The sequence below is a fragment of the Kribbella sp. NBC_01245 genome (assembly GCF_036226525.1).
Classification (GTDB): Bacteria; Actinomycetota; Actinomycetes; order Propionibacteriales; family Kribbellaceae; genus Kribbella.
This window is the reverse complement of record NZ_CP108487.1, coordinates 4572700-4587366: the sequence shown is the minus strand read 5'-3', so window position 1 is coordinate 4587366 and position 14667 is coordinate 4572700. Positions and strand designations below refer to the sequence as shown.

At 67.1% G+C, this 14667-nt stretch carries 13 protein-coding genes; 7 read left to right on the top strand and 6 right to left on the bottom strand.

From position 1 onward, the window contains the following. The 3 genes from OG394_RS20485 to OG394_RS20475 all read right to left on the bottom strand — a co-directional run bounded on the left by OG394_RS20485 (nt 1) and on the right by OG394_RS20475 (nt 3796). Nucleotides 1-1653, bottom strand: coding sequence for a DUF7800 domain-containing protein (locus OG394_RS20485; RefSeq protein ID WP_328988605.1), 1653 nt, complete (start codon nt 1651-1653; stop codon nt 1-3). Nucleotides 1654-1763: 110 nt separating this feature from the next. Continuing rightward, nucleotides 1764-2648, bottom strand: coding sequence for a S1 family peptidase (locus tag OG394_RS20480; RefSeq protein ID WP_328988604.1), 885 nt, complete (start codon nt 2646-2648; stop codon nt 1764-1766). A gap of 563 nt (nt 2649-3211) precedes the next feature. Next, entirely contained in the window at nt 3212-3796 is a 585-nt protein-coding gene (locus OG394_RS20475; RefSeq protein ID WP_328988603.1) for a TetR/AcrR family transcriptional regulator, read from the bottom strand. 82 nt (nt 3797-3878) lie between these two features. On the opposite strand from OG394_RS20475, the gene OG394_RS20470 reads away from it, so the two are divergent. Further along, nucleotides 3879-5030, top strand: coding sequence for an acyl-CoA dehydrogenase family protein (locus tag OG394_RS20470; protein WP_328988602.1), 1152 nt, complete (start codon nt 3879-3881; stop codon nt 5028-5030). Beyond that, nucleotides 5027-5788, top strand: a complete 762-nt coding sequence (locus OG394_RS20465) for an SDR family NAD(P)-dependent oxidoreductase (protein WP_328988601.1) — start codon at nt 5027-5029, stop codon at nt 5786-5788. The genes OG394_RS20470 and OG394_RS20465 overlap by 4 nt, the downstream gene beginning before the upstream one ends. A 45-nt stretch (nt 5789-5833) precedes the next feature. On the opposite strand, the gene OG394_RS20460 is transcribed toward OG394_RS20465, so the two are convergent. Both OG394_RS20460 and OG394_RS20455 read right to left on the bottom strand, forming a co-directional pair. Continuing rightward, nucleotides 5834-6943, bottom strand: coding sequence for a hypothetical protein (locus OG394_RS20460; RefSeq protein ID WP_328988600.1), 1110 nt, complete (start codon nt 6941-6943; stop codon nt 5834-5836). Further along, nucleotides 6940-7446 carry a SigE family RNA polymerase sigma factor gene (locus tag OG394_RS20455; protein WP_328988599.1) on the bottom strand — a complete coding sequence of 169 codons (507 nt, stop codon included), beginning with the start codon at nt 7444-7446 and terminating at the stop codon, nt 6940-6942. Before OG394_RS20455 ends, OG394_RS20460 begins: the two co-directional genes overlap by 4 nt. A 181-nt stretch (nt 7447-7627) precedes the next feature. Between OG394_RS20455 and OG394_RS20450 the strand changes: the two genes are divergently transcribed. Then, entirely contained in the window at nt 7628-8692 is a 1065-nt protein-coding gene (locus OG394_RS20450) for a hypothetical protein (protein ID WP_328988598.1), read from the top strand. An 18-nt stretch (nt 8693-8710) separates the two neighbouring features. Here the strand turns inward: OG394_RS20450 and OG394_RS20445 are convergent, their stop codons facing one another. Beyond that, nucleotides 8711-9928 carry a DUF4032 domain-containing protein gene (locus OG394_RS20445; RefSeq protein ID WP_328988597.1) on the bottom strand — a complete coding sequence of 406 codons (1218 nt, stop codon included), beginning with the start codon at nt 9926-9928 and terminating at the stop codon, nt 8711-8713. 215 nt (nt 9929-10143) lie between these two features. Here OG394_RS20445 and OG394_RS20440 point away from each other — a divergent pair, with 215 nt between their 5' ends. From OG394_RS20440 to OG394_RS20425, 4 genes are all read left to right on the top strand, one after another. After that, complete coding sequence (locus OG394_RS20440) at nt 10144-11145, top strand: LacI family DNA-binding transcriptional regulator (protein WP_328988596.1); 1002 nt, start codon at nt 10144-10146, stop codon at nt 11143-11145. Nucleotides 11146-11341: 196 nt separating this feature from the next. Then, nucleotides 11342-12721, top strand: a complete 1380-nt coding sequence (locus OG394_RS20435; RefSeq protein WP_328988595.1) for an ABC transporter substrate-binding protein — start codon at nt 11342-11344, stop codon at nt 12719-12721. Next, nucleotides 12721-13638, top strand: a complete 918-nt coding sequence (locus tag OG394_RS20430) for a carbohydrate ABC transporter permease (protein WP_328988594.1) — start codon at nt 12721-12723, stop codon at nt 13636-13638. The genes OG394_RS20435 and OG394_RS20430 overlap by 1 nt, the downstream gene beginning before the upstream one ends. Before the next feature lie 162 nt (nt 13639-13800). Continuing rightward, complete coding sequence (locus OG394_RS20425; RefSeq protein ID WP_328988593.1) at nt 13801-14649, top strand: carbohydrate ABC transporter permease; 849 nt, start codon at nt 13801-13803, stop codon at nt 14647-14649. Nucleotides 14650-14667 lie beyond the last annotated feature (18 nt).

Below are 14667 nucleotides of genomic sequence, written 5' to 3'. Positions count from 1 at the left end.
CTAACCGACTTCTCGCTGCAGTGTCCGCCGGAGAATCTGCCGACCGCCTGTCGCGGTGGCATGTTCGACAAGGACGTCCGCGTCGTCGCCCTCGATCGTCACCGTCATCACTCCGTTGTCGAACCAGAGTCCGTCGCTGATCCGCCAGTCCATGGCGACGTCCCGCACGCCTGCCTTCCGGGCCAGCTTGTGCAACAAGGTGGTCAGCACCTTTGAGTCGAGCAGCTTGTTGGCGAGTTGGATGTGCTTGCCGATCGGATTGCGGAACGGCGACATGGTGAACTGGCGGATCGCCGTCCGCGGATGCGGGACATCGCGGAGCTCGGCACTGGCCAGATAGCTGCAGTGCACGTCACCCGAGAGCATCAGGATGGTCGTCGGCGGCTCGTCCGCGCGAACCAGGTCCGCGAGCAGGTCCGTTACGTCGTCGAAGGACTTCCGGAACGAGGCCCAGTGCTCCAGATCCACGCCCTGCCTGATCTTTTCGCCCAACTTGGCGAATTGGTTGCCCCAGGCACCGGCCGACACCGCCTCGTCCCAGCCCTCCAGATGATGCAACCCGGGCGCGAGCAGGAACGGCAGAGTCGAGGCCAGCAAGAGGTGGTGGATCGGCTGCGTCGCGTCGACCGTATGCCGCCGGACCCACTCCCACTCGTGCCCGTCGACCATGGCGCGCTCGTCCGGTTCGAGATGACGGGAACAGCGCGAGTCGACCGCCATCAGCCGCACGCCCTTACTCCGGGCGCCGAAGTCGCGGTAGAAGCTCCACCGGGTCGAGGCCGGATCCGCGTCCGCCTCGGCCGCGAAGGCCTCCAGGTACGCCGTACGTTCCTCGTCGTCCTCGATCGCCAGCATCGCCTGGTACGTCGGGTCCTTCACCAACTGGCCCGGGCTGAGATTGCCGAGATGCTGATAGACCCAGTACGACGCGTAGGCGCCGACGACCCGGTCATGCCACCAGGGCTGACTCGTCACCCACCGGCGCCAGGTCAGCGAGGTGTTCCAGTCGTCGCGCAGGTCGTGGTCGTCGAGCAACATGCACAACGGCACAGTCGAGAACAGCCAGCGCACCGACGGATACGTCCACGCGTCGTCGTACAGCCAGGTGTACTCCTCGAAGTTCCCGATCTCGTCCTGTACGTGCGACCCGGGCCGGCCGCCATGGGCCTCGCGCAGGCGTTCGACGACGGACTCGCTCGGCTCATCGGCGTACACCTGATCCCCGAGCAGCAACAGCGCGTGCGGCCAGTGCGAGCGATCCGTATCCGCCGCCATCCGCTCGGCCAAGGCGACCAGCGCGTCCGGCCCGAACTCCTTCCACCCCTGCGCGTCGAACGGCGCCGACCGCCGGCACGACCCGAACGTCAAGCGGAAGTCGGTCGCGGCCGCGGGCGTGCGGATCACGCTCGGCCCGTACGGATTGTCTGCGAGCGGCCAAACCAGCTCGCCGTCCAGCCGCACCTCGTACGCCGTCTCGGTGCCCGGCTCCAGTCCCTCGATCAGCACCAGCGCGTAGTGATGCCCGTGGACGGCCCACGTTTTGGCCCGATACCCGAGCACCTCGACCTCACCCGCCCGCGAGGTCTCCACCCAAACCGTCGCGCACCGCTCATCGACGTACCGCAACAGTGGTCCCAGCAGCAGGCCTTCCATGGGCGGAACGCTACAGAGGTGCCTCAACCCGCGGCGAGCGCACGGAACGGCCCGGCGCGGTGTGGCTTGAGCGCCGGGCCGTTTCGCTATTGGTCAGGAGACGTTATTGGTCAGTAGACGTTGACGCTGTACCGGTTGAGGACCTCGATGACCGGCTGGAAGAACGTGGTGCCACCGCTGGAGCAGTTGCCGCTGCCGCCGGAGGTGAGACCGAGTGCCCTGGTGCCGTCGAAGAGGGCGCCACCGGAGTCGCCGCCCTCGGCGCAGACGTTGGTCCGGATCAGACCCGTGACGGTGCCTTCGGCGTAGTTGACCGTCGCGTTGAGGCCCGTGACCGTACCGCTTCGCAGGCCGGTGGTGCTGCCACTGCGCCTGACCGGCTCACCGACGTACGCGTTCGCGGCGCTGGTGATGTCCTGGGTCGAGCCGTTGTAGAGGGTGACGTTGCCGGGGTGGGTGCCGGTGAAGCTGCTCGAGTACCGCACGATGGCGTAGTCGTTGCCCGGGAAACTCGAGCCGGTGACGTTGCCGAGGATCTGGGTCTTGGCGGAGTTGGCATACCAGGTCGACGCGATGTTGCCGCAGTGGCCCGCGGTCAGGAAGTAGTACGTCGTGCCGCTGCGGACGTTGAACCCGAGCGAGCAGCGGTACTGGCCGCCGTAGATCGCCGCACCGCCGCTGATGCGCTTGCTCAGCACGCCGGGCAGCTTCTCGAGGGTGACGCGGTCGGCGAACCGCTTGGTGACGGCGGTGAGCGCGGCGAACTTGGCGCCGGTCACCGTGCTGTCGTACGAAACGATGACCCGGCCGTCCTGGCCGGTCATCCAGGCGGTGCCCGGAATGCTGGCCTCATCGGCCAGTGCGGCGGTGATGGCGGCTGGCTGAACAGGTGCGGTTGGTGCGGCTGTCGCCTGACTTGTGGTCAGGGTTGCGCCGGCAATAAGCCCGGCGATGGCCAGGATCGACGTGATGCGATGGGCGGGCTGGAGTTTCACGGTGAGCCTCCTCACGATGAGGGCAGATCTGGGGCGACCTGCCCTAGTGACACCGTTTACCGACTCAGTGTTACCCCACCACCGCACACCGTGCGCAAGGGGTCGAGCACTCTACGTCCACATGCGAGGGAAAACCCTCACGAGACGATTGCGATTCAGTCTCAGTTCCACCCGCCTCCTGCCGACGGGCGTCACCAGGCCAACGCCGGCACCACCCCCGCGGATCGGCACCCCGTGAGCCCTGCGTCGAGTGGTCTGGATTCGACCGCTCACGCGGCGGGTCAGCTTGCAGGCGAACGGTCCGCGGGCGAATCCTGACCACTCGACGCTTCCGCCTGCCCTGGACGCCGCCCACCCGGATCGTTCTGGCCGTCGTACGCCGAAACCATCCGGGGAGGGTCATTCGTGGACCGGCATTAGCGTCGATTGGTCAGGATTCGCCCGCGGCCTCGAGCCGGCCAGGGTGACCCGCCGCGCGAGCGGTCGAATCCAGACCAATCGACGCAGGGCTGAGGGGGTGCCGGTCCGCAGGGGGTGGTTCCGGCTGGGCCTGGTTGGCCGGGCTAGTCCAGGCGGAGGGAGTGGAGGACGAAGGAGGCTAGTTCGCGGTAGGCCTCGGCGTCGTTGAGGCCGGTGCGGCGGGCTATGTCGCCGCGTTGGATGGCCTGCATGGTGGTGGCGATCATCTCGGCGGCGAAGTTGATGTCGACCGGGCGGAAGGCGTTGCTGGTGATGCCGTCTTCGATCAGGGCGCGGACGCGGTCGGCGGCGATGCGGGTGTTGCGCTCGTACACGGAACGAGCCGGCGCGAACGTCGAGACGTCGTCCAGGAAGGTCCGGCTGGCCGGCCGCAGCGCGTCGGCGACGGCGTTCAGGTACGCCGCGATGCGCCGGTCGTGGCGGCTTTGCCGGGCGACGGTGGACTCGACCTCGGCGGTGGCGTTCTTGAAGTAGTGCTTGACCACCTCGACGGCGAGTTGTTCCTTGCTCGGGGCGAGGGCGTACAGCGTCGTCTTGCTGCAGCGCAGCTCCGCCGCGAGGTCATCCAAGGTGAAGCGGCTGAAGCCCTGAGTGAGGAAAAGCGACAGCAGCCGGTCGAGCAGTTCGGACTGCCGCCGCGTACGCCGTCCTGGCACGACCGTTGTCATATCGAGATAGCATAGAACGATACTGAAGTATGGCCCACAGTATCGTGTGCAGTATCATCTCAGCAGGGAGGAAGGTGCCGAGATGAACGTCGACCGTTTGCTGCCCACGGAGGAGTCCAGCGAGTTGCTGGGCCTGGTGCGGGAGCTGTGTGAGCACGAGCTCGCCCCACATGCCGCGCAGGCCGAAGAGGCGGAGAGGTTCCCGCGCGAGGCGTTCCGCACGCTGGGCAAAGCGGGTCTGCTCGGCCTGCCGTACGACGAGCAGTACGGCGGCGCCGCCCAGCCGTATGAGGTGTATCTGCAGATGCTCGAGGAGATCGCCGCCGCCTGGATGTCGGTCGGCGTCGGCCTCTCGGTGCACACGATGACCTGCTACGCGCTGTCGAAGTTCGGCACCGACGAGCAGAAGGCGCGACTGCTGCCCGACATGATCGGCGGCGAACTGCTCGGCGCGTATGCGTTGTCCGAACCGCAGGCCGGTTCCGACATCAGCTCGATGACGACCAAGGCCGTTCGCGATGGCGATTCGTACGTGCTGACCGGCACGAAGTCCTGGATCACGCACGGCTCGCACGCCGACTTCTACACCACGTTCGCGCGGACGTCGCCGGACCCGAAGCACGGCATCTCGGCCTTCCACGTGCCGGCTGGTTCGGCTGGGCTCTCGTTCGGCGCGCCCGAGCGGAAGATGGGCCTGACCGGTTCGACCACCACCTTGGTGAACTTCGACGGCGTCCGCATTCCCGCGTCGAACTTGATCGGCGCGGAGGGCGAGGGCATGCACATCGCCTTGTCCGCTCTGGATTCGGGCCGCCTCGGTATCGCCGCGTGCGCGACGGGTTTGGCGCAGGCCGCGCTCGGCGTCGCCGCGTCGTACAGCCAGGAGCGCAAGCAGTTCGGCCAGGCCATCGCGGACTTCCAGGGCATGCAGTTCCTGCTGGCCGATATGGCGGCCGCGGTCGAGTCGGCCCGTTCGACGTACCTGACCGCCGCTCGTCGGCGCGATCTCGGCCGCCCGTTCACGCAGCAGGCCGCGATCGCCAAGCTGGTCTGCACCGACGCCGCGATGAAGGTCACGACCGACGCCGTCCAGGTGCTCGGTGGTTACGGTTACACCCGGGACTTCCCCGCCGAGCGGTACATGCGTGAGGCGAAGGTGACCCAGATCTTCGAAGGAACGAACCAGATCCAGCGACTGGTGATCAGCCGCGACCTGTTGAGGAGTGCTCGATGAAGTTCAGCCCGTCCGATGTCGCCCTGGTCACCGGCGGGGGCTCCGGCCTCGGTGAGGCGACCGTACGGCGTCTCGCCGCCGCTGGGCTTGGCGTGGTCATCTGCGATCTGCCGTCGTCGGCGGGCAAGGCCCTGGCCGAGGAGCTGGGCGATCGCGTTGTGTTCGCGCCGACCGACGTCACGGACGAGGTGGCGGTCGCCGCGGCGCTCGACCAGGCGGACGGACCGCTGCGGTTGGTGGTGACCTGTGCAGGGATCGGTACGCCGGGCCGCGTCATCGGCCGCAAGGGTCCGTTGCCATTGGCAAGCTTTCGCCAGGTGATCGAGGTCAACCTGATCGGCACGTTCAACGTGCTGCGGCTGGCCGCCGAGCGGATGGCCGCTCTCGAGCCCACCGAGGACGGTGACCGTGGCGTCGTGGTGATGACCGCTTCGATCGCGGCGTACGACGGCCAGGTTGGCCAAGCGGCGTACGCGGCTAGCAAGGGTGGCATCGTTGGTCTGACGCTGACAGCGGCGAGAGACCTTGCGGACAAGGCGATTCGGGTCGTGACGATCGCGCCTGGGACGATGGAGACGCCGATGTTGGCCGGCTTCCCCGAGGAGGTCCGGGAGGCGCTCGCAGCCCAGATCCCGTACCCGTCGCGCCTCGGCCGGCCGGACGAGTTCGCCGCCCTGGTCGAGCATGTCGCCGCCAACCAGCTGCTCAACGGCGAGGTCATCCGCCTCGACGGCGCCCTCCGCATGCCCCCACGCTGATAACGAAGGACCTTGCGCTGTTGTGCGCAAGGTCCTTCGGGTTCGTCAGTTGAGCAGCAACATCGCCGCATTGCCCTGGTTGGGCTTGTTGGGTTCGGCAAGAGCCGGCCGGAGGTTCTGCTTGGTCAGCTTCCAGAGGGTTCTGCCGTCGTCGAAGCTGTTGTGGTCGCAGCCCGAGAAGCGAAGGAAGACCTCCTGAGTGCCAGTGCTGCCTCGCACGGCCATCGAGACCATCTCGCTGCCATACGGGTCGACGCAGGTACCGAAACCGTTCGGCCCGGTGCCGGTGGGGGAGGCGATGATCGTGGCGATCAGCGTGGCGGCCCGCTCGCCGGTGTACTTCGCACTGGAGCGCAGCGGGTGGGTGTTCACCGTGTCCTCCAGATCCAGTTTGTACCGGCAGATGCTGATCGACTCGACCGCACCCACCGACGCCAGCCCGCTGCCGGCCGCCGGACGCAGGGACGGATTGGCGACGAACGCATGGTCTGCGGCGCACCCGTGCTGGTCGGTGCCACTGATCGGCCTGGCCGAGGACAGGATGCGCTCGCGGAGGACCGCATCCTTGGTGAAGACGGTGATCTTCATGCCAGCGACAACCCTGGTCTCCTCCACCCAGCCATGGTCGATCTGCTGCACACCGGCCTTGCGGTCGAAGGCGTCAAAGGTGAGCGAATCGGCCCGGAACGGCAGCTTGATCGGACCCGGCCCGCAAGCGATCGCCGGCACCGGGCCAGGCCTTGCCACCTGCGGCTTCTGGGGTGTCGTGATCAGGCAAGGCGGGTAACCAACGCCTCCGCCGTACCCCCAATCGGCCGGCACCTGCACTTCGATCGGGCCGTACGACTCCCAGCGCCAGCCCTTTTCGGCCGTCGTGGCGGGGGGCTGCGTGGGGCCGGTCGTAGCGATGTTCGGAGTGGGGTCGTTCGTGGCGACCGGTGGCGCTGGGTCGTTGAGGGTGGCCGTGACGCCGAGGATGACGGCGACGGTCGCGCCGGCCGCGATCACGCCGGCCGCGACGGCCTTCGCGTTGCGGCGGGACTTGATCCGGTGCTGCACCCGGTCCAGCAGGAAGTCGTCGCCCGGAGCGTTGGTGGCCTGGTTGTTGAGGCTGCGCTCGAGCACGATCTCGGTGGGGTCTTCATATCTGGTCATGCTTCGACCTCCTCGGCGACGCTCAGCCTGGTGCGGAGCGTGGCCAGTGCGCGATGGATCTGGGATCGGACCGTTCCGGCGGTACAGCCGAGGATCTCGGCGATGGCCGCGTCCGGAAGGCCTTCGTAATAACGCAGTACGACGGCAGCGCGCTGCCGCGTCGGCAAGGTGGCGCACAAGGCCCAGACGGCGTCCTGCTCGGCGAGCCCGGCCGCGTGATCCGGCGTCGGCTTTTCCGCGCCGTCCTCGATCGGCGTTTCGCGGTGGCGCAGGAACCGCCGCCAGCGGGAGATGTCGGCATTCACGATCGAACGCCGTACGTATGCCTCGGGATCACCCTGCCGGCAGATCCGCGCCCACCGCGGATAGGCCGCGACCAACGCGTCCTGCACCGCCTCCTCGGCCCGGCCCTGGTCCCGCGTCACCAGATACCCGAACCTCAACATGGCCGCACCCCGCTCCCGCACCCACGCCTCGAACCGCGGCACCTCGTCCGCCTCCATAACTCCACCTCCATACCAACAACACGCCCCCCACCCCCCAGACGTTGCACCCGAGCCCAAAGATGCCCCGCCAGTCCTCTCTTTCTTTTGCGCGAGTGGTCACATCTGACCCCGGACGGCGCTAGCCTTCGGCCACGCTCGGCCGGTCCGCCTGGGCCGGAACCGCCCCGAGGAGGACGCCGTGTCTGTCTCGTTCCGACTGCTCCGCTCCCGCCGGCACCTGGTCGCAGCCGTCCTGGCCGCCGGTGTGCTGCTGTCCGCTCCCGGAGCGGCGATCGCCGGCCAGTTCGCCCCGTCCGGGAGCCACGACGCCACCGCACCCGCGGCAGTCGCCGAGGCGCCACGGCGGGAATACGTCCAGGTCTACGCGAACAACGTGGAGAACCTGAAGACGGTCGACGCCGTCTGCCCGGGGGACTGGCAGGACCTCATCTTCGCGATGAAGCGAACCGACCCCGCGCCCGACATCTTCCTGGTCCAGCAGATCAGCAACCGGGCCGAGCTGACCCGGCTGCTCAGCGCGATGGAGGCCAAGCTAGGGCGCAAGTACACCGGCCGGATCGCGATCGCCGACCCGCCGATCCAGCCGGCCCGGTGCGACGGCGAGAAGAAGCAGCAGACCACCGCGATCATCTTCAACGCCGACCGGTTCAGGGTGCTGAAGGCCGACACCTGGAGAGCCGACCGGCAAACCGCGAGCGGCTGCGAGAACACCGGCCAGACGCGGGCGACGGCACTGCGGCTCAAACTCCGCGACACCCTGGCCGGCAAGGACCTCACGGTCGCGTCAACGCACTGGCCGACCAAGAACAGCGGCGGCCATCCGTGCGCCGCGGAAAACGCCCGGGAGGCGGCCGCGAAGGTCTCCGGGTGGGGCGGCGCACTGATGATCTGGGGCGGGGACGCGAACATCACCGCCGGCAATCCCGGCGACTGGAAGGCCTGGTACCGGCAGACCAACGGGGACCTCGGCGGCCGCGCGGGGTACCGGGACGCGATGTACCACCACTGCGGCAAGGTGACCGCTCCGCGCCAGGAGTGCCTGCGCGACAACTGGACGATCGGCGGGAGCAACCGGATCGACTACCTGTGGGCCAGGAAGCCGGGCGGGATGCCGGCGATCACCGCCGTGCACACGGTCGGCTTCGAGGAGGCCGGCCGGGCCGACGCGCACTACACCGGCGGCGACCGCGCCGACCGGCACTACTCCGACCACCGCGCCGTCCGGGCCCGGATCCACTACTAGATCGGCGCGTACGCCCGGTCAGTCGGTGGGGGTGGTGGGGAGGGCTAGTTTTTCGTCGGGTTTGGCGCTGAGGACGTCGTCTACGTAGGAGCGGGCGGCTTTCATGGTGTCGACTTCGCGGCCGGCTTGTTCGGACAGGAACCAGCGGTGTTCGAGCACTTCGTGGAAGACCTCGGCGGGCTCGAGTTTGCGGCTCAGGTCGCGTGGGACGGAGCGGACGACCGGTTCGAAGACGTCGGTCAGCCACTCGTGCGCGACGATCTCCTCGTCCTCGTTCTGCTGGTCGGTCGACGCGGCGTACGAGTCGAGGTCGTTGAGCAGGCGGCGGGCCTGGTTCTCCTCGACGTCCAGCCCGGTCAGGCGGAGCAGGCGGCGGCTGTGGTGGCCGGCGTCGACGACCTTGGGCTGGATCCGGACCTGGCTGCCGTCCCAGTCGGTGATGATGTCGATCTCGGCGACGTCGAAGCCGAGCTCGTTCAGCCGTCGGATTCGCGAGTCGAGCCGGTGCAGCTCGTCGGTGTGGAACTCCTCCGGCGCGGTCAGCTCCGACCAGAGCGCCTCGTACCGGTCGTTGATCGACTGGATCGTCTCCATCGGGTCGATCGACTCGTCGAGCAGCCCGCCGGCCTCGAGGTCGGACAGCTCGCCGAACAGGTTGATCTCGGCGGTGTAGAGGTCGTGCGCGCGCTGGCCGTCGGAGATGTCCTGGTGCAGCTCGCCGGTCTCGGCGTCCACCAGGTACGCCGCGAAGGCGCCCGCGTCGCGCCGGAACAACGTGTTCGACAGGGAGCAGTCGCCCCAGAAGAAGCCGGTCAGGTGCATCCGCACGATCAGCGCGACGAGTGCGTCGATCAGCCGGTTGACCGTGTCCGGGCGCAACGTGCTGGAGAAGAGGGCGCGGTACGGCAGGGAGAACTGGAGGTGCTTCGTCACCAGAATCGAGTCGAGCGGTTCGCCGTTGCGGTCGACCCGGTCGGTGATCACGCCGACGGGCTCGACCGAAGGTGCGTCGAGGCGTTCGAGGTCGCGCAGCAGCCGGTACTCGTGCATCGCGAGATGCTCCAGCACCTCCTTCACGGCGTACACCTGGCTGCCGACCCGGACGAACCGGACGACGTGCCGGGAGATACCGCGGGGGAGGGCGACCAGCCGGTCCTCGGGCCATTCCTCCAGCGGTACATCCCAGGGGAACGAGAGCAGACCGGTGTCCGGGCGGGTGGCGACGAATCGAGGCACGCCCCCAGTCTTGCAGCTCCCGCCCCGGAAAACCTGTCCGCTCAGGTTCTGGCTACTTCTCTTTGCGTTCATTCGTCGGAATCCGCCCTCTGAGGTCCGCGGGCCAGCACAGGTCGGCGGTGGGAGAGGGCGGATTCCGACGAATGAACGCAAAGAGAAGGGGGTGAGCGCAAGTGGTTGCAAGAACTTGCGTTATGTGGCGTATTGTTTGCGGCATGACAAGACGGCTTGCAGAGGTGGCGAAAAAGGTAGGCGTCTCCGAGGCGACGGTGAGCCGGGTGCTGAACGGGAAGCCCGGAGTGTCCGACGCCACCCGTGAGGCGGTGCTGACCGCGCTCGACGTGCTCGGGTACGAGCGGCCCACCCAGCTGCGTGGCGATCGCGCCCGGCTGGTCGGTCTCGTCCTGCCCGAATTGCAGAACCCGATCTTCCCCGCGTTCGCCGAGGTGGTCGGGGGCGCGCTCGCCCAGCAAGGCTTCACGTCTCTGCTGTGCACGCGGACAGTCGGTGGTGTCTCCGAGGCGGACTATGTCGATCTGCTGTTGCAGCAGCAGGTGTCGGGCGTCGTGTTCGCCGGTGGTTTCTACGCCCAGGCCGATGCGCCGCACGAGCACTACAAGCTGATCCTCGAGCGCAGGCTGCCGTGTGTGCTGGTGAACGCCGCGGTCGAGCACCTCGGTTTCCCGCAGGTCTCGTCCGATGACGTGGTGGCCGCCGAGATGGCGATCGGGCACTTGCGCGCGCTCGGCCACACCAAGATCGGCATGGTGATGGGCCCGCGCGACCACATCCCGTCGCGGCGCAAGCTGGACGCGTTCATGGCCAGTCCCGAGGCGGATGCGGACCTGATCGAGCACACCATGTTCTCGTTGGAGGGCGGCCACGCGGCGGCGACCCGGCTGATCCGCAAGGGCGTCACCGGCATCGTCTGCGCGAGCGACATCCTGGCCCTCGGGGTCATCCGCGCGGTCCGCCGGGCCGGCCTGCGGGTGCCGGAGGAAGTGTCCGTCATCGGGTACGACGACTCCGCGATGATGAACGCGACCGACCCGCCCTTGACCACGGTCCGCCAGCCGATCGACGCGATGGGCCGGGCCGCCGTGGATCTGCTCGTTGCCCGGATCGAGAAGGCCGTCGTACCGGCCGACGAACTGCTCTTCGAGCCCGAGCTCGTCGTCCGCGCGTCCACGGCAAGGATGAATCCACGCAGCGAGTAATCACCCGATCACTAAGGGGTGGAGTAGGCGCGAGCCTGCTCCACCCCTTTCGTTTGCCCGAACACTTCCTGCCTCTAGTCACGTTTTTGCATCTTGAGATCGAAGTATTGCGCTCTTCCGGTCAAGTTGCCTACGGTGTGCTGCACATCAGGGGCGGGCAATCGCCCAATGGCGGGACATGAAGAAGGGCAGATCGATGAGGAGATCGGGCTACCGCAGGACAGTGGGCCTGTTGCTTGTGGCGGGACTCGGCCTGACGGCCGCCGCCTGTGGGTCGGACGGGAAGAAGGACGAGGCGCAGGGCCCCGCGGACCCGAACGCGCCGGTGACGATCACCGTCGGCTGCCAGCCGCCGAAGTCGAACGCCAAGGAGCGCGAGGCCTGGGACGCCGACGTCGCGGAGTTCAAGAAGTTGCACCCGAACATCACGATCGAGAGCAAGGACGCCTTCCCTTGCATCAACCCGGACACATTCCAGGCGAAGCTGGCCGGCGGCACGGTGGAGGACGTCTTCTACGTCTACTACACCGACGTACAGAAGATCGTGGCGAACAAGCAGGCCGCCGATATCAGCGAGTACGTCGGCCAGGTCAAGGCGCTCAAGGACATCCGGCCGGACGTGATCAGCGTCTTCAAGGACGGCGACAAGACGTACGGCCTGCCGCGCAGCAACTACTCCACCGGCCTGGTCTACAACCGCAAGCTCTTCACCCAGGCGGGGCTCGACCCGGACAGCCCGCCGAAGACGTGGGCCGAGGTGCACGCAGCCGCGAAGAAGATCGCCGGCCTCGGCAGCGGGTACGTCGGTTTCGGTGAGTACAGCGCGGGCAACACCGGCGGCTGGCACTTCGCCGCATCGCTGTACGGCCGTGGCGGCGAGATGGTCAGCGAGGACGGCAAGGCGGCGGCGTTCAACAGCCCCGAGGGCAAGGCCGTACTGGAGAACCTCAAGCAGATGCGCTGGACCGACAACAGCATGGGCGCCAAGCAGCTCCTGCAGTGGGAGGACCTGATGCGGATGATGGGTGGCGGCAAGCTGGGCATGATGATCGGCGCGCCGGACGTCGTACAGTCCGTGAACAACGACTTCCAGGGCAAGTTCGAGGACTACGGCGTGACCGCGTTGCCCGAGTCCGACGGCAAGTCCTCGCTCAGTGGTGGCGACGGCTACATGTTCAACGCGAAGGCCACGCCGGAGAAGATCCGGGCGGGCCTGCTCTGGCTGGAGTTCCATGAGCTGACGCCGGGTAAGGGCCAGTTCAACTACGAGCGGTCCAAGGCGCAGGGCCGTCCGGTCGGCCTGCCGATCCCGGACCTGTACGGCAAGACCGCGCCGGGCGAGGAGATCGCCACCCTGCGGAAGAAGTACGCGACCATCCCGGTTGAGCACTTCACGCCGTACGTCGACGGCAACGCGAACGTCACCAACAAGCTCGAGCCGCCGAAGGCCCAGGAGCTGTACGCCATCCTCGACGTGGCCATGTCGGCCGTATTGACCCGGCAGGACGCGGACATCGACAAGTTGCTGGCCGATGCCGAGTCCAAGGCCAACAAGGTCCTCGACAAGTTGAGCTGATGGCCACTCTGACCGCGAAACCGCCGGCGCGCCGCTCCCCTGGCGTGGCGCGCCGGGCGGTCGGGCGGAACCTCACGGCGTACGGGTTCCTCTGCGGCGCGCTCATCTGTTTCGCCTTCTTTTCCTGGTATCCGATGGTCCGGGAGTTCCTGCTCTCGTTCCAGCAGACCAACTTCGTCGATCCGCCGACGTGGGTCGGTTTCGACAACTTCCGTACGGTGTTCGCGGACTCGGCCTTTCGCGCGGCCTGGCTGAACACCGCGGCCTTCACCGGTTTGGCACTGCTCTGCGGGTACGTCGTGCCGTTCGTGGCGGCGATCGTGCTCAACGAGCTTCGCCACGCGAAGGCGTATCTGCGGTTTGTCGTCTACCTGCCGGTGATGCTGCCGCCGGCGGTCGGCGTACTGCTGTTCAAGTGGTTCTACGATCCGGGCGCGGGTCTGTTCAACCAGGTGCTGGGATTCGCGGGGTTGCCCGCACTGGGTTGGCTCGATTCGACCGATACCGCGTTGATCTCGCTGGTGATCGTGTCCACCTGGATGAACATGGGCACGGGCACGCTGATCTACCTCGCGGCGTTGCAGAGCATCCCTGGCGAGTTGTACGAGTCGGCTGAGCTGGACGGCGCCGGGTTGTTCCGCCGCGTCTGGCACGTCACCGTGCCGCAGACCAAGTTGATCCTGCTGGTGATGCTCTTGCTGCAGGTCGTCGCGACCATGCAGGTGTTCATCGAGCCCTACCTGCTGACGGGTGGTGGGCCCGAGAACGCGACCGTGACGGTGGCCTACCTGATGTACCAGTACGCCTTCAACTTCGGCGATTTCGGTGCGGGCGGTGCGCTCGGACTGATGCTGATGCTCGTACTGATGGTGTTCTCGGCCGTTTACCTGCGGGTCTCGCGGGACAACCAGAGTTAGGGGGAGAGCGCTCAGATGTCTGTCACCTTGCAACCCGGACCGCCCGTGGCCGCACCGCTGCCCGTGCCGGTCGAACCCGGGCCGCCGCGTGGTCGGCGCCGTACGTCGAAAAGGCCTGCAGGGCGGGCGTTTTCGGCGGAGACCAGGAGTATCGTCTCGCCGATGTCGTTGCTGACCTGGCACGGCAAGTTGATCTACTGGACCGTGCTGACCGTCGTGGTCGTCGGCTTCACCATCGTCTTCGTCTTTCCGTTGTACTGGATGGTGACGGGGGCGCTGAAGTCGCCGGACGAGCTGGCGCAGATCCCGCCGAGCTTCTTCCCGAAGTCCCTGGATTTCGGGGTTTACGTCGAGGCCTGGCAACAACTCGAGCTCGGCACGTTCCTGCGCAATACCGTGGTGTACGCCGGTGGCGCGTGGATCTTCACGTTGATGGTCGACGTGACCGCGGCGTACGCCTTGTCAAAACTGCGGCCGATGTTCGGCAAGCTGATCCTCGCGTTGATGCTGGCCACGTTGATGATTCCGCCGATGGTGCTGCTGCTGCCGACGTACCTGGTGGCCAAGGACGTACCCATCTTCCATTGGGATCTGCTCAACACCCCGTGGGCGATTTGGTTGCCTGCGGCAGCTAACGGGTTCTTCATCTTCTTGCTGAAGCGATTCTTCGACTCGATCCCGCGCGAGCTGTTGGAGGCCGCCGCGATCGACGGCGCGTCGCCGATGCGGATCCTCTGGTCGATCATCTTGCCGATCTCGCGTCCGATCCTCGGCGTGGTGTCGATCCTGTCGGTGGTGACGACGTGGAAGGACTTCGTCTGGCCGCTGCTGGTGTTGCCCGAGACCGAGAAGATGTCGATCAGTATCGGTATCGCCTCGCTGTCCGCGCAGATGCCGCAGAACGTGCTGATCGCCTCGCTGGTGATCGCGAGTATCCCGACCATCCTTGTTTTCTTCGTGTTCCAGCGCAGCATCATGGCGGGTCTGACCGCCGGCAGCCTCAAGGGCTGATCCCCGAACCCAACCTCT